General features: G+C 74.9%; 12 protein-coding genes. 3 read left to right on the top strand and 9 right to left on the bottom strand.

The genetic code is table 11. The annotated features are described in order from the left end of the window. Genes POD19_RS07460 through POD19_RS07450 form a run of 3 tightly spaced genes read right to left on the bottom strand, consistent with a single transcriptional unit; the run spans nucleotide 1 to nucleotide 3,712 of the window. Entirely contained in the window at nucleotides 1-1,509 is a 1,509-nt protein-coding gene (locus POD19_RS07460) for a sensor histidine kinase (RefSeq protein WP_144818729.1), read from the bottom strand. Continuing rightward, nucleotides 1,479-3,062, bottom strand: coding sequence for an ATPase (locus POD19_RS07455; protein ID WP_144818727.1), 1,584 nt, complete (start codon nucleotides 3,060-3,062; stop codon nucleotides 1,479-1,481). The genes POD19_RS07460 and POD19_RS07455 overlap by 31 nt, the downstream gene beginning before the upstream one ends. A gap of 2 nt (nucleotides 3,063-3,064) precedes the next feature. Further along, on the bottom strand, nucleotides 3,065-3,712 hold the full coding sequence (locus tag POD19_RS07450) for an SAF domain-containing protein (protein ID WP_113914377.1): 648 nt from the start codon (nucleotides 3,710-3,712) through the stop codon (nucleotides 3,065-3,067). A 225-nt stretch (nucleotides 3,713-3,937) separates the two neighbouring features. On the opposite strand from POD19_RS07450, the gene POD19_RS07445 reads away from it, so the two are divergent. Further along, a complete protein-coding gene (locus POD19_RS07445; protein WP_049147317.1) occupies nucleotides 3,938-4,162 on the top strand; it encodes a helix-turn-helix domain-containing protein in 225 nt (74 codons plus the stop codon). Nucleotides 4,163-4,177: 15 nt separating this feature from the next. Here the strand turns inward: POD19_RS07445 and POD19_RS07440 are convergent, their stop codons facing one another. Then, the gene (locus POD19_RS07440) at nucleotides 4,178-4,735 is read right to left on the bottom strand and encodes a hypothetical protein (RefSeq protein WP_049147319.1); all 558 of its coding nucleotides are present in this window, start codon (nucleotides 4,733-4,735) and stop codon (nucleotides 4,178-4,180) included. Between the two features lie 156 nt (nucleotides 4,736-4,891). On the opposite strand from POD19_RS07440, the gene POD19_RS07435 reads away from it, so the two are divergent. Then, a complete protein-coding gene (locus POD19_RS07435; protein WP_044659782.1) occupies nucleotides 4,892-5,644 on the top strand; it encodes a LysM peptidoglycan-binding domain-containing protein in 753 nt (250 codons plus the stop codon). A gap of 50 nt (nucleotides 5,645-5,694) precedes the next feature. Next, a complete protein-coding gene (locus POD19_RS07430; RefSeq protein ID WP_049147321.1) occupies nucleotides 5,695-6,207 on the top strand; it encodes an Rv3235 family protein in 513 nt (170 codons plus the stop codon). Nucleotides 6,208-6,294: 87 nt separating this feature from the next. On the opposite strand, the gene secA is transcribed toward POD19_RS07430, so the two are convergent. From secA to mtrB, 5 genes are all read right to left on the bottom strand, one after another. Next, the gene (secA, locus tag POD19_RS07425; RefSeq protein ID WP_049147323.1) at nucleotides 6,295-9,030 is read right to left on the bottom strand and encodes a preprotein translocase subunit SecA; all 2,736 of its coding nucleotides are present in this window, start codon (nucleotides 9,028-9,030) and stop codon (nucleotides 6,295-6,297) included. 173 nt (nucleotides 9,031-9,203) lie between these two features. Further along, nucleotides 9,204-9,881 carry a ribosome hibernation-promoting factor, HPF/YfiA family gene (hpf, locus tag POD19_RS07420; protein ID WP_036316002.1) on the bottom strand — a complete coding sequence of 226 codons (678 nt, stop codon included), beginning with the start codon at nucleotides 9,879-9,881 and terminating at the stop codon, nucleotides 9,204-9,206. 148 nt (nucleotides 9,882-10,029) lie between these two features. Further along, complete coding sequence (locus POD19_RS07415; RefSeq protein WP_049147327.1) at nucleotides 10,030-10,821, bottom strand: ComF family protein; 792 nt, start codon at nucleotides 10,819-10,821, stop codon at nucleotides 10,030-10,032. A gap of 109 nt (nucleotides 10,822-10,930) precedes the next feature. Further along, on the bottom strand, nucleotides 10,931-12,676 hold the full coding sequence (locus tag POD19_RS07410) for an LpqB family beta-propeller domain-containing protein (RefSeq protein ID WP_144818725.1): 1,746 nt from the start codon (nucleotides 12,674-12,676) through the stop codon (nucleotides 10,931-10,933). Next, nucleotides 12,673-14,598: an MtrAB system histidine kinase MtrB gene (gene mtrB, locus POD19_RS07405; protein ID WP_144818724.1), complete on the bottom strand. Its 1,926-nt coding sequence runs from the start codon at nucleotides 14,596-14,598 to the stop codon at nucleotides 12,673-12,675. Before mtrB ends, POD19_RS07410 begins: the two co-directional genes overlap by 4 nt.

Genomic DNA, 14,598 nt, shown 5'->3' with positions numbered 1-14,598 from the left:
TCACGTCAGGGGCAGTCGCAGCACGACGCGCGTGCCGCCGTCGTCGGACCGCTCCCAGCGCAGGGTGCCGCGCAGGTCCCCCTCCACGAGCGAGTGCACGATGCGCAGGCCGAGCCCCGATCCCTCGCCCGCGCGGGGAGACTCCCCCGGCACCCATCCGTCGGGGGCGGCGGGGCCGCCGTCCGTCACGGACACGACCAGCACCGTTCCCGCGGGGGTCGACTCGCGGTCGGCGTGCAGGCCCACGCAGCCACCGCCCGGCGCCGTGCCGTGCTCGACGGCGTTGGCCGCCAGCTCATTGAGCACCAGCGCCAGCGGCGTGGTCACGTGGGAGGGCAGTTCACCGAACTCGCCCGTGACCGCGACCTGCAGCGGCCGCCCGTCCCCGGCCACCTCGACGGCCAGGCGGAACTGCCGCTGCAGCAGACCGTCCACGGGGACCTGGTCCTCGATCTCCTCGCTCAGCGTCTGGTGGACGAGGGCGATCGTGTCCACCCGCTGCATCGCCTGACGCAGCGCACGCTCCGCCTCGGGCGAGGACGTGCGCCGCGCCTGCATGCGCAGCAGCGATCCCACGGTCTGCAGGTTGTTCTTGACGCGGTGGTGGATCTCGCGGATGGTCGCGTCCTTGGTGAGCAGACGCTGCTCCTGGCGGCGCAGCTCGGTCACGTCGCGCAGCAGCAGCAGCGCCCCCTGCCAGCCGTCCGGACCGAGCAGGGGGACGGAGCGCACCGTGAGGGACGCCCCGCCGGACTGCACCTCCCGCCGTCCGGCACGCAGGCCGGTGAGCACGGCCCACGTCCCCTCGTCGGTGGGAACGCGGGCGGCGTCGGTGCTGGCCAGGACGTCGGTGAGCCGGTGCCCCTCGAGGGTCGAGGCGATGCCCAGCCGGCGCAGGGCGGAGACCGCGTTGGGACTGGTGAACTCGGCGACCGAGTCCGGCCCGAGCACGACGAGGCCGTCCCCCACCCGCGGCGTGCCGCCCGCCCAGAGGCCGGAGGGCTCCTCGGGCGCCGGCCAGCGGCCGTGCTGCATCATGTCCAGCAGGGTGCTGGCCGTCCGGCTGTAGTTCTCCTCGATCACCGAGCGCGCCGGCCGGCCGTTCGGGTCCGCGTGCGCGGAGACGACCGCGATGACCCTCCCGGCGCGGACCACCGGCCACAGACGCACCTGCAGCGTGCCGCCCGGGGCCTCGACGGGGCCGGCCCCCTCGGCCCGCTCCCCGCCATGCCACGTCTGCCCGACGACGGCCCGCAGGTCCGCGCGGGCGCGCGAGCCCACGATGTCGCGGTGGAAGAGGGTGGGAGCGGTGAAGGGCCGGACCTGGGCGAGCGCGACGAACCCTCCGGCCTCGTCGCGGCGGGGCACGGGGCACCAGAGCACGAGGTCCGCGAGCGCCAGGTCTGCCACGAGCTGCCAGTCCCCCACGAGCCGCTGCAGCCAGGCGCGGTCCTCGTCTCCGATGTCCGGGTGCGACGTCAGGGGGTCCTGCGCGAGCGAACTGACCATGGGATCAGGGTACGGCGACGTGCCGGGCGGCCCGGGTCCGTGGCGTCGCGGGCGTCGTCGGAGGACGCGGCGGCGATGGTCTGCGAGGGCCGTGCGCGGTGCCGTCCGCGGCGGGCGGGGCGGGCAGGGACGCCGGCCAGCGTGGCGAGGGCGCGACGCAGCGGGCTGTTCGGAGCGGCCTCGGCGAGCACCTGGCCGGCGAGCAGCGCGGGGTCCGCGGCGGCCGGGTCCCACGGCAGGAACGCCTCCAGCGGCGTGGCGGGCGAGGCGTAGCGGTTCCAGACGGCCTCGACCTGGCCTCGCGGGGCGACGCCGGCGGCCGCGGGCCGGAGCCGGTTGACCACGACGCGCAGCCGTGCCGCCGGGGCCGCCTCCGCCAGGTCCTCGACCCCGCGGACCAGGCGGGGCAGTGCGACGGCGTCCGGCCCGCCGACCGCGATGACCTCGTCGGCCGCGGCGAGCGCCGCCAGGGTCGCACCGTTGCGCTGTGGGGCGGGCACGTCGAAGGACAACTCCTCGTCCTGCTCGAGACCGAACCCGACGTCGACGACCACGCGGTCCCAGTGTTCCCTGGCGGCCGCGATCAGCGCGGAGACGGCGGCGGGGCGCAGCTCGGGCCACCGGTCCACGCGGGTGAGTCCCGTCAGAACCGTCAGGTCCGCGCCGGCGACGCGGACGCGGACGCCCGCGGCCGCCAGGTCGGCGGCGCCCAGCCGGCCGTGGTCGGCCCGCCGCACGGCCCGCGCCACGCCGGCCGACTCCTCCGTCAGCCCCAGGTGCACACCGACGGCGGGGCCGTACGTGTCCAGGTCGATCAACAGCGTGTTCCGGCCGGCCACGGCGTGCTCGGCGGCGAGGTTCACGGCGACGGTGGTGCGTCCCGGAGCGCCGGTGGGGCCCCACACCACGGTCACCAGGGACTCCCGCGCGGGTCCGGCCGGTTCGCCCTCCTCCGGAGAGGGTGCGGGGTCGGCTCCCTCGTCCGCCGTGGCGGGGCCGCCGTCGGGCGTGGCCGCGGCGGGGGCGGCACCCGGCCCGGCGTCGTCGGGCTCGTCGGCGTCGCGCCAGGGGTCCGTGAGGCCGGGCACCTCGTCCGCGCCGAGCGTCTCCAGGGTGATCGGCAGGTCGTCGAGGTCCTCGGCGTGATCCCGGGCGTGGTCGGCGTCCTCCCCGTGCGAGGTCTCCGGCCGGCGGCCCTCCGCGGCGGCGCTCGCGGACTCCACGACGACGGCCGCGATCTGCTCGGGGTCGGCGTCGGCGCGCACGCAGGGCACCCCCATGCTGCGGAGGCGACGGCGCTCGGTGCGAACCTCGCTGAGCGCCGCCACGCCCACGGGTCGGGGCAGCCGGGCCGTCTCCTCCAGGAAGGCGGCGGTGAGGGACTCGGTGTCCCCGGCTACGAGGACCGCGTCCACGAGACCGGAGCGGGCGATCGCGAGCAGCTCGGCGAGGTCCTCGGCCCGGCGGAGGACCGTGATGTCCGTCTGGTGCCGCTCGAGCGGGCCGATGTGGTCCAGGCCCGGCTGGACGGTGGTGGCCAGGGCGATGCGCACGGTCAGCGCACCCCGTGGGCCGGCACGAGGGTGACCCGCGCGTCCTTGACCTTCGCGTCCACGATGCGCGGCAGGGTCTCCTCCGGTGCCAGCAGCTGTACCCGGGTGGTGCCCGAGCCGCCGAAGCCGTTCTGCTCCGCCGTGACCTCGGAGATCTCGAGCGCCTCGGCCAGCCGGGCCGGGTCCGCATGGCCGCGGCCTCCCTCCGCGGGCATGGCCACCCAGACGTCCACGCGGTCTCCCACGCCCACGCCGGACGGCAGCGGCTCGTCCAGGGCCACCCCGACGGGACGACGGCCGTCCGGGTCCGCGTCCACCAGTGCCGCCGCCGGCAGCAGCTCGCCGGCCCGGACCGTCCCGGAGACCATCCGCCCCTCGGGCGCCGGAGCATCGGCGCTGAGGTACCGCTCGCCGGCCTCGCTGAGGTTCACCTCCACGGGCCGCAGGTCCCCGGCCGCGATGGGTGTGCCCGGGGGCAGGTCCTCCGCAGCCGTCCAGTACGCGGCGGTCCGCTGGGAGGAGGCGACCAGCGCCACGACGCCGGCGATCGAGGCGAGGACGAGCATGAGACCGACGAGGAGCCGGGGATCCCGCCAGCGGGGCCGGCGCAGACGGCCGCCCTCGGCGGACGCGGACATGGTCGTGGACACCGGATGTTCCCCCCTTCGGACCGGCCTCTCGGGCCGCCGCGGCCCCGGCACCCCGTCGGTGTCGGCCCCTCCGCGCTGCGCCCAGAGTAACCACAGGGGCCGTGGATCGCCGGATCCGCCGCGTACGCTGTGGAAAAGTGTCGCCTCCGGGTGTTCCCGGGGTTGAATGGGTCGACGTCGTGGGCCGCCCGCGACCGTCCTGGACGCCTCGACCGAAGGAGCACCGTGCAGCGCTTTCTCACCCTGACCGACGTGGCGGAGACCCTGAACATCTCCGGTCAGGCCGCCCGTGCCCTGGTCCGCTCGGGTGAGCTGCAGGCCATCCAGGTCGGGGGCCGCGGTCAGTGGCGCATCGAGGTGTCCTGGCTCGAGGACTACGTGGAGCGTCAGAAGGAAGTGACGCGCGCCCGCGTCCGGGAGTGGACCGAGGCGGACGCGCAGGCCCGCTGAGCCCACACGGTCTGCTCAGGCGGGGCGCAGCGCGGTCCGGACCGTCCCCAGCGCCCCGAACGGGATGACGAGCCGCCCGCGGACGGCGGCGGCCCGCCGGGCCTCGTCCCGCGGGTGGCGGGCGATGTCGAGGTGGTCGCCGCCGACCCGGTCCACGGTGCCCTCTGCCAGTGCCGCGCCGAGGCGCCCCGTCACCGCCACCGGCTGGCGCGTCCGCGCGATGCCGCGCAGCACCGTCCCCCAGCCGGCCGCGGCGAGCTCGGGCGCGACCGCGGCCCGGGTCAGGTCGGCCTCCACGGCCGCCACGCAGTCCACCGCGACGATCGCCGACCCCGAGCCGTCGACGTGCACGCCGACCCAGCCCTGGCCCACCGTGTGCACCACGCCGTCCACGACCTCGCCCCAGGCCAGGTGCAGCCGGACCTGCCGCCCTCGAGCTCCGCGCAGGCGGTCGGCCAGGGACAGCGCCATCCACTCCGCTCGGGTCAGCTCCGCGGCCTCGGCCACCGTCTCCTGCCAGCCGAGGTCGGCCCAGTGCGCCTCCAGGTCGTCGAAGAGTCCGTTCCACCGCATGCGCTCAGCATAGGAGGCTCAGCGCCGGACATCGGTCGTCATCAAACATCATCAAACATCACTCTTGACACCTATCGGCCCGTGCAGTTCACTGTGATCATCATCACCGGCCTGATCGCGGGATCCCGGCCGGACGGACGCACAGGAGGGGAATCCATGGAGCGCTCGACATCACCGGCCGGCCCGGCCCCGACCCGTCCGGTCGACGCGGCGGACGCCGTCGGCCTCACCGTCCTGCTTCTGGCCGGTCCCGGTCTGCTCGCCTGTGCCGCGGCGCTGCTGCAGACGGGCACCAGCGCGCCCGGGGCGGAACTGACCCGCGTGCTGGGCCTCGGTGCCGGTCTCGCCGGGCTCGGACTGCTCGCATGGTGGGCGGTGGGCCTGATCGGGCTGGCGCTCGTCGCGCTGGGGCGCCGCGCGGGTCGGCCGGCCTGGGCCCGCCTGGGCCGGAGCCTCACTCCCGCCCTGCTCGGACGCGTGGCAGGCGCCGTCGTCGGTGCCCAGCTGCTCGCGGCACCGGCCGCGTGGGCGGACGCGGCTCATCCCGTGCCGGACGCCTCCTGGACCGTGGCTGCGGTGCCTGCGCACGCCACCGGCGTCGAGGCCCCGGCGCCGGACGCCGCGTGGACGCCCCGGCCCCCGGCGCCGGCCCCACCGGGCGCCGGCACCGGCCGTGCGGATCCGGACCACCCGACCGTCACCGTCCGGCGCGGCGACTGCCTGTGGCACCTCGCCGCCGCCGAGCTCGGCCCGGACGCGACCCCCCGAGAGATCGACGCCCGCTGGCGCCGCTGGTACGAGGCCAACCGACGGGTGATCGGCGACGACCCGCACCTGCTGCTGCCCGGCACCGTGCTGACCTCCCCCGTGTTCACCCCGCACGCCGGCGTGGACGGACCACGGCCATGACATCCACGACCCTGCACTCCCCCGCTTCGCCTCGTCCTCAGGAGACCGCCATGACCACCCTCGCCACCCGCCCCCGCGCCGCTTCCGACCGGCGCACCGCCGACACCCTCCTCCACGGGCCCGCCCACAGCCCCGCAGTCCTGCCCCGCGGTGAGGAGATCGCCCGGCGGGCCCGCACCGAACAGGGGCGCGAGGAGCTGCGCCGCGTCCGCTCGCTCGCCGCCGTGATCGCCGTCGCCTGCGTCGAGGTCGAGACGGGCCGCCGTGCCCTGCGGGACCTCTCCGCCTGGCTCTCGCCCGAGGTCCTGGACAAGTTGACCCGTCGCATGGAGCTGCTGGGCGCCGTCGCGCCGACCGGGCCCGGTCGACGGCCCTCCGCGGCCGTCCCGCCCCGGACGCCCGCGTCCGCACCCCGCCCGGTGGGTGCCCGCGTGTGCGAGGTCGCGCCCGGCCGGGTGGAGGCCAGCGCGACGGTGCTGTGGGAGGGCCGGGCCCGGGCCTTCGCGCTCCGACTCGAGCGGCGGCTCAGCCGGTGGAAGGTGACGTCGGTCGAGATCGGCTGAGCCGGATCGTCCCGTCGGACCGACGATCGAGGGCCCGGAGACCTGGAGGTCTGCGGGCCCTCGTCCTGCGTCGTGGCGGGATGCCGGTCAGCCGCGGCGGCCGCGGCGCTCCGCCTGACGGCGGGAGCGGCGGTTCGTGCCCGCCGCGACCGTGGCGCCGGAGTCCGTGCCGCTGCGGGTGACCGCGCTCTGCCCGTCCTCGGACGGACCGGTGAAACGCAGCTGCGCCGGCTGCTGCGGGGCGTCGATGCCCTCCACGGAGATCTGCGGGGCCATCGTCACGGCGCGGGCGTCCTGGACGCCGGGCAGCGACGTCGGCGCGGGGGCCGCACTGATCTGCGCCTGGAACAGCGTGCGCACGGCGTCCTCGCGGATGGCGGCGAGCATGTTCTGGAACATCGTGTAGCCCTCGCGCTGGTACTCCACGAGGGGCTCGCGCTGGGCCATCGCGCGCAGCCCGATGCCCTCCTTGAGGTAGTCCATCTCGTAGAGATGCTCCTGCCAGCGGCGCCCGATGGTGGCGAGCACCACGCGACGCTCCGCCTCCCGCAGCGCCTCGGACCCCACCTGCGCCTCCCGGTCCTCGTACGCCAGGAGCGCATCGGAGACGAGTTCGCGCTTGAGGACCTCGGCCTTGAGCCGGCCCCGGCCGCCGACCTCGTCGAGGACGTCCTCCTGCGAGATGCCCACGGGGTAGAGCTCTGCCAGGTCCCGCCACAGCTGGTCGAGGTCCCAGTCGGTGGCGTGGCCCTCCTCGGTGGCCGCGTCCACGATGTTCCCGACGGCGTCCTCCACGAAGCGGCGCACCCGGTCCTGCAGGTCCTCCCCCTCGAGGATGGAACGGCGGTCCGTGTAGATGGCCTCGCGCTGGCGGTTCATCACGTCGTCGTACTTGAGCACGTTCTTGCGCTGCTCGGCGTTGCGCCCCTCGACCTGCGCCTGCGCGTTCTGGATCGCCTTCGAGACGAAGCCGAACTCGAGCGCCATGTCGTCCGGGATCGACGGGCTGTTCATGATCCGCTGGGCCACGCCCGGGTTGAAGTTGCGCATGAGCTCGTCCGTGAGGGAGAGGTAGAACCGGGACTCGCCCGGGTCGCCCTGACGGCCGGAACGACCGCGCAGCTGGTTGTCGATGCGGCGCGAGTCGTGGCGCTCGGTGCCCACCACGTACAGGCCGCCGGCCTCGATGACCGCGCGGTGCGCGTCCTCCACGGCGGCCTCGGCCTCCGCCAGCACCTCGGGCCAGCGGGCCTCGTACGCCTCCGGGTCCTCGGCGGCGTCGAGGCCCAGTTCCTGCATGCGGGCCACCGCCGTGAACTCGGCGTTGCCGCCGAGCATGATGTCGGTGCCGCGGCCGGCCATGTTGGTGGCCACGGTGACGGCGCCCGGGCGGCCCGCCTGCGCCACGATGGCGGCCTCGCGGGCGTGGTTCTTCGCGTTCAGGACCTCGTGGCGGATGCCGCGCTTGGCCAGCAGCGTGGAGAGGTACTCGGACTTCTCCACGGAGGTGGTGCCCACCAGGACCGGCTGGCCCTTCGCGTGCCGCTCGGCGATGTCGTCGACGACGGCGTCGAACTTGACCTTCTCGTTCTTGTACACCACGTCGTTGCGGTCCACACGCTGTGGCTCCCGGTTCGGCGGGATCACGACGACGCCGAGGCCGTAGGTCGACGTGAACTCGGCGGCCTCCGTCTCGGCGGTGCCCGTCATGCCGGCGAGCTTCTCGTAGCCGCGGAAGTAGTTCTGCAGGGTCACCGTGGCCAGCGTCTGGTTCTCGGGCTTGACCTCCACGCCCTCCTTGGCCTCGATGGCCTGGTGGAGCCCCTCGTTGTAGCGGCGTCCCTTGAGCACGCGGCCCGTGTGCTCGTCGACGATCTGCACCTCGCCGTCGAGGACCACGTAGTCCTTGTCCCGCTTGAACAGCTCCTTGGCCTTGACCGCGTTGTTCAGGAACTGGATGAGCGTGGTGTTCTGCGTCTCGTACAGGTTCGTGATGCCGAGGTGGTCCTCGACCTTCTCGATGCCGGGGCCGAGGATGCCGACGGTGCGCTTCTTGTGGTCCACCTCGTAGTCCGTGTTCGCCTCGAGGCGGCGCACCAGCCGGGCGAACTCGCCGTACCACCGGTTGGCCTCGCCCTGGGCGGGGCCGGAGATGATCAGCGGGGTGCGGGCCTCGTCGATGAGGATCGAGTCCACCTCGTCGACGATCGCGTAGTGGTGCTCACGCTGCACGAGCTCGTCGAGGGACCAGGCCATGTTGTCGCGGAGGAAGTCGAAGCCGAACTCGTTGTTCGTGCCGTAGGTGATGTCCGCGGCGTACTGCTCGCGCCGTACGGCCGGGGTCTGGCCCGCCACGATGACGCCCGTCTGCATGCCGAGGAAGCGGAACACGCGGCCCATGAGGTCGGCCTGGTAGGAGGCGAGGAAGTCGTTGACCGTCACCACGTGCACGCCCCTGCCGGACAGCGCGTTGAGGTAGGCCGGAGCGGTGGCCACGAGGGTCTTGCCCTCGCCGGTCTTCATCTCCGCGATGTTGCCCTGGTGCAGCGCGATGCCGCCGAGCAGCTGGACGTCGTAGTGCCGCTGGCCGAGCGTGCGTCCCGCGGCCTCGCGGACCGCGGCGAAGGCCTCCGGCAGGAGCAGGTCCAACGACTCGCCGTCCGCATGCCGGGCCCGGAGCGTGTCCGTCTCGGCACGCAGCTCCGCGTCGCTGAGCGCCCGGAAGTCGTCCTCGAGGAGGTTCACGGCGTCCACCGTGGCCTGCATGCGCTTGAGGACGCGGTTGTCCGAGATCTTCAGGACGCGGTCGATGATCGAAGGCACTGGTTCTCTGCTCCCTTGCGGTGTGGCCGGGGCGGGACGGGATGCCCCTCGCGCGCGGCCGTGGCGCGGTCTCCGGGACAGTGTACGGGCCGAGTCCGGACGGGCCGCGGCGCCCGTCCCGGAGGGAGGGGCGTCGCGGCGTCAGCAGGTCGTGGTCGACGTCGGCGGGGCGGTCAGTCCTCCCGCGTCTGGTATGCCTGCTCCCCCTCGGAGGCGGAGACGTGATCCTGAGGGAGGGACTCGTCCAGGCGGATCACGCCGTAGCTCCAGCCTCGGCGGCGGTAGACGACGGAGGGCACGCCGGTCTCGGCGTTCTGGAAGAGGTAGAAGTCGTGGCCGACCAGCTCCATCGCGTCCACGGCGTCGTCCACGCTCATGGGGGTCGCGGGGAACGCCTTCTGCCGGATGCGCACCGGGGTGCCCGCCTCGGGGGCGTCCTGCGCGGAGGCGTCCTCCGCGGCCAGCGCGGCGCCCGACGGCGGCAGCGGTGGCACGAAGCCGACCTCGCCCGCGCCGCGGGAGGCGCCGAGCTTGCCGCGGCGACGGTCCTTGCGCCGGTCGCGCAGGCGCCGCAGGCGCTCGGTCAGTCGGGCGGCGGCTTTGTCGAAGGCTGCCAGCTCGTCGTCCGCGGCGGCCTCAGCCCGCACGACGTCCCGCGGGCCGCGGACCGTCAGTTCCACGCGGACCGCCTCGTCTGAGTGCTTGTGGTGGGATTCCTTCGTCACGCGGACCTCGAGCGTGTCGGCGCCCTCGGCGAGCCGCTGGAGGCGCTCGGTGCGCTCGACGACGTGGTCGCGGAAGCTCTCCGAGAGGCTGATGTTGCGGGCGATGTAGCTGACATCCATGGTCATGGCGTCCTCCTGGTCCGACTCTCACGGGTCCGGCCTCGGGAGGGAGGTGCGCCTCGGTGTCGCGTCCGCAGGGGGGCGTCGGGTCCGAGGGGGCGACCTCCTTCCAGCCGTCGGCAGGACGGGAACCGTAGGGGCGATTCCGTGCCGTTCACCCTACCCGGGGGCCTGGCCGGGGGCCAGGCTCGGCGGGGTCCCGCGGCGGGGCCACCGCCGCGAGCACGACGGCCCCGACGGGGTGCCCGCCGGCGCGGCGCACCGCCTCCGCGAGCGCGGCGAGGGTGGCGCCGGTGGTGAGGACGTCGTCCACGAGCAGGACGGGCGCGCCGGCCGGCAGCCGTGCGGCGAGGACGCGCCAGTCCCGGGCCCGCCGGCGGCGCTGGCCCGCCCCGGTGCCCGCATGGGACGGGCCGCCGCCCCGGAGTGTGCTCGCGCGGGGCAGCAGCCGAGCGCGGACGGCGTCGGAGACCAGCCACGGCGCCGGCAGCGCCCGGGTGAGCTCGGCGAGCGGGTCGTAGCCGCGCCGTCGGAATCCGACCGCGCCGCCCGGGACCGGAACGAGCAGGGCGTGCGGTGCCCCGGGCAGGTCCGGCTCGAGGCGCGCCGCGGCGACGGTCCGGCAGAGGGCCTCGCCCAGCACGCCGCGCAGGTGCAGCGCGTGATGGTCCTTGAACGCGAGCACGGCGGCCGCCAGCGGGTCTGCGTAGCGGCCGGCCGCCATCACCGGCAGGGGAGCGCCGCCGGGGCCCACGGGCAGGGCCGGGGCGTCCTGTTCCGCCCGGAAGGGCCGGGACAGGGCGGCGGTCAGTCCCTCCGCGCAGGCCGGGCAGAGCCGGTGGCCCGGCGCCGCGCACACCGCGCACTCGGCGGGCAGGACCAGGTCGGCCAGGGCCCGACCGAGGGCGCCGAACGCCGGGGACGGGGAGGACGGCGGGGAATGCATGGCGATGAGTCCACCGCACGCCACCGCCGTCCGGGCGCCGGGGCGGGCCACTGTGCGGGACGGGGCGGCTGTGCAGGAATGGACGATGGGCGCCCGGCGCCGGCCCGGCTCAGTCCGGGAACGAGAGGTCGCGTACCCCGCGGTCGAGCTCCTGCGCCCGCCACGAGGAGCCCACCAGCAGGAACACGAACTCCTCCGTCTCCGCGTAATAGGCGCCGTCGTCGCCGGCGGAGATCCCCCGCAGGCCGCCCAGTGGGTTGAGCTCCCGGACGGTGCCATCGACCGAGACGATCCGCGGCACCACGCGCTCGTCGGGCTTCGCGGCGTACGCCGAGACGAGCAGGTTCGTGTCGCCGGCCCACTCCACCGAGTCCTCCGACCCGGAGGAGGGCAGCAGGATCGGCTCGGTCAGGGCGTTCGGCACCCCGTCCGAACCGCGCACGACGCCGGACACGCGCAGGGTGGTCCGCTGGCCGTCGTCGACGAGCATCGCGGCCCGGGCCCCGCTCCGGGCCAACCGCAGGTCGACGATCCGCTCGCCGGGGCGCAGCCAGGTGGCCGTCACGATGCGCTCCTGCCCGCCGGGCTGGGCCGAGACGGCGCGGATCCGCGAGGTCGTGCCCCGGTCGGCCGCCCACACCCAGCCCAGGAGGTCCAGCGACGGGACGGTGAGCCCGGTGCCGCGCAGCACCTCCCGCAGGGAGCCGTCCGTGCCGGCGACGTGGACCGCCGTCCGGTCACGGGTGACGAACGCGAAGCGGCTGCGGTCGCCGGACATGGTCGGGCGGACCGGATCGAGCGCGGTGACGTCCGGGGCGCCGCCCACCGGCGTGACGCTGGTCCCCTGCACGTACACGAGTCCGCCCGTCGCCGTGTCGATGCCCACCTGGACTGAGCCGACGGCGGGGTCGGTCTGGACCGGGGCGGGGCCGTCGTCTCCCGACGTGGACAGCTGGGCGCCGGCGACGGTCACCTCGACCTCCTTGACCGATTGGAGGCCCGTCAGGGTCAGCTCCAGCTGCTCCCGCATGCGGTGCCGCCGGTCGGCGTCGGCCCCCTCGGCGGCCGCCTGGGTGAGGTCGACGTGGGCCACGCCGTCGTCGTCGACGGGCACCGTGGGTGCGGCCAGGTCGGTGCCGGTGCGCAGCGGGAAGGCCGTGTCCACCGCCCCGGCCAGATACGGTGCCGGCCCGCGCAGCAGCGCTCGCGTCACCGCGGTCACGGTGGTGCCCCGATTGACGAACCACCGCACGTCCGGCACGACGTAGCGCTTCGCGGTGTCGTAGAAGGCGAGCTCGTGCGGGGCGAACAGCTGTCCGAACTGCGCCTGGGAGAGCAGCGTGCCGTTCTCCGTGGACGTGATCCGCATGCCCTGCGGCCGTTCCTGCACCGTGACGGCCCAGGCCCGCGTGGTCCCCGGCGGCGCGATGGTCCGCAGGCCGTACTCGTCGATCTCCGAGTCGACCTCGACCTGGATCTGGTAGTCCCCGGCGCCGTCGCCCCGGGTGATGCGCGGCTCCGCCGAGTACACGAGGGTGCGCTGCCCGGGCGTCCACTGGGTGGCCGCGGGCCCGTCGAGGAACTCGCGCGCCACCGCGTAGTCGTCCTGCGGGCTCGTGCCCGCGAGCAGGAAGCCCCGGATGGCCTCCTCCGCCGTGTCCGACTCGGCCGGTCCCGGCGGATGGAACTGCGGCGCGTCGGCGTCTGCGGTGGCCCAGTCGACCGGGTCCGCGCTGCGCACCTCGGAACTCTGGGGGATCTGAGTGCAGCCGCTGAGGGCGAGCATCAGGGCGACGATCACGCCGACGACGGCGAGCCGCGGCGGGCGGGGCGGCTGCGGATCCACGGTGGTCATCGGGCCTCCTCGGCCGGGTCATCGCCGGTCGGGTCCCCGGTGGCCGGCCCGTGGGCGGGATCCTCCGCAGGGACCACGCGCACCGGCCGGGTCGGTGCGGTCAGGGCCTGCTCGGCCTGGCGCGCGGACGGCGGGGCCGCCGTGGCGACGTCCGCGACCGTGCCGACGGCGTCGGCGTCCGCCTCCTGCGGGACGGGCCGGGACAGGTCATCGGCGTACCGGCGGTCCGCCGTGCTGTAGCGGGGCGGAATGGGCAGCACGGAGCGGCCGATCGGCTCGGGGGCCTCCGCGCCCTGCGCGGCCGGGCGCGGCGCCCGCGGCAGGGTCACCATGAAGGTGGACCCCTCCCCCAGCTCGCCCCACGCCTCGAGCCGGCCGCCGTGCAGCCGGGTGTCCTCGGTGGCGATCGCCAGACCCAGTCCGGACCCGCCGGTGGTGCGCTTGCGTGCAGGGTCGGCACGCCAGAACCGGTCGAACACGCGCTGCACCTGCTCGGGGCTCATGCCGATGCCGTGGTCCACGACGGCGAACGTGACGGCCTCCTCGTCGGCCGCCACGAGCACGTCCACCGGCCGGCCCTCGGCGTGCTCGATCGCGTTGTTCACCAGGTTGCGCAGGATCCGTTCGATGCGCCGCGGGTCGACCCAGGCGACGTGGCCGTCGGCGCGGTCCCGGTCCATGGGCACCACGTACACGGGCACGCCGATCTGATCGGCCAGCGGCTGAGAGGTGAGCACGACGTCGCGGGCCAGCTCGAGCATGTCCGTGGCCTCGAGGGCGAGGGTGGCGGCGCCGGCGTCGAACCGGGTGATCTCCAGCAGGTCCGCGAGCATGGCCTGGAAGCGGTCCACCTGGTGGTAGAGCAGCTCGGTCGAGCGTCGGCTGACCGGGTCGAAGTCCTCGCGTGAGCCGTACAGCACGTCGGCCGCCATCCGCACGGTCGTCAGCGGCGTGCGCAGCTCATGGGAGACGTCCGAGACGAACCGCTGCTGCATTTGGGACAGCTGGGCGAGTTGGCCGATCTGGTCCTGGATGCTGTCCGCCATCCGGTTGAAGGACATGCCCAGGCGGGCCATCTCGTCCTCACCGTCGACCGGCATCCGCACCGCCAGGTTGCCGCTCGAGAGGGACTCGGCCGCCCGGGCCGCCTGCTGCACGGGCAGGGTCACATGCCGCGAGACCCACCACGAGACCAGCACGTTGATCACCAGGAAGCCGACGCCGAACACCAGCAGCACCCCGAGCACCGAGTCGAGCGAGCTCTGGACGTCCGCGAGGTCGTAGACGAGGTAGAGCCCGTAGGTGGCACCCGGGGGCAGCACCACCTGGGCGCCGAACACGAGGCCGGGCCGGGTGCCGCCGCCGGGGTTCGGCAGCGCCACGCTCGCGTCGTACACGCCCGGCCCGGAGGCGACCGCGTCCTGCAGCTCCTGGGGGATCACCGCGGGATCGAGCCCGGCGGAGGAGATCGTCCCCACGTACGCGGACTCGGAGTCCGGCAGCGGGGCGAGGTGGTAGCGGCGGCGGATCGTCGTGCCGGAGTCGCCTTCGAGGGCGCGCAGGGTCTGGGTCACCAGCACGTCCGTGCTCTGCGCGTCCGTGGCGGTGGTCTGCGCGAACGTCTCGCGCACCTGGCTCAGGCCACGGCGTGCCTCGGACTGGACCTGCTCGTAGCGGGCCTCGAAGAGGGCCTGGGTGATCTGCTGCGTGAGGAACGCGGCGACCACGAGGCCCGCGAGGATCGAGAGCAGGGCCGCGAGCACCGCCGTGCGCAGCCGCAGGGACCGACGCCACCGGCGGCGCAGCGCACGCCACGCGGGGCCGGGGCCCCACGACCGTGGGCGGGCGGCGGCGGGCTCGACCGGCTCGGCACCGGACTCGGCCGCCGGGGCCGCGCTCACATCCGGGCCGGACACGGTCAT

Origin of the sequence: Micrococcus sp. GPGPB33, assembly GCF_037853785.1 — a bacterium.
Classification (GTDB): Bacteria; Actinomycetota; Actinomycetes; order Actinomycetales; family Micrococcaceae; genus Micrococcus; species Micrococcus luteus.
The sequence above is the reverse complement of the archived record's forward strand: the minus strand, read 5'-3'. Positions and strand labels throughout refer to the sequence as shown.

Excerpts from the sequence above, each read along its gene's own strand:
- POD19_RS07415 (WP_049147327.1), bottom strand. The coding sequence starts at position 10,821 with ATGCATTCCCCGCCGTCCTCCCCGTCCCCGGCGTTCGGCGCCCTCGGT.
- hpf (WP_036316002.1), bottom strand. The coding sequence starts at position 9,881 with ATGACCATGGATGTCAGCTACATCGCCCGCAACATCAGCCTCTCGGAG.
- POD19_RS07460 (WP_144818729.1), bottom strand. The coding sequence starts at position 1,509 with ATGGTCAGTTCGCTCGCGCAGGACCCCCTGACGTCGCACCCGGACATC.
- POD19_RS07430 (WP_049147321.1), top strand. The coding sequence starts at position 5,695 with ATGACCACCCTCGCCACCCGCCCCCGCGCCGCTTCCGACCGGCGCACC.
- POD19_RS07435 (WP_044659782.1), top strand. The coding sequence starts at position 4,892 with ATGGAGCGCTCGACATCACCGGCCGGCCCGGCCCCGACCCGTCCGGTC.
- POD19_RS07440 (WP_049147319.1), bottom strand. The coding sequence starts at position 4,735 with ATGCGGTGGAACGGACTCTTCGACGACCTGGAGGCGCACTGGGCCGAC.
- POD19_RS07410 (WP_144818725.1), bottom strand. The coding sequence starts at position 12,676 with ATGACCACCGTGGATCCGCAGCCGCCCCGCCCGCCGCGGCTCGCCGTC.
- mtrB (WP_144818724.1), bottom strand. The coding sequence starts at position 14,598 with ATGACCGTGTCCGGCCCGGATGTGAGCGCGGCCCCGGCGGCCGAGTCC.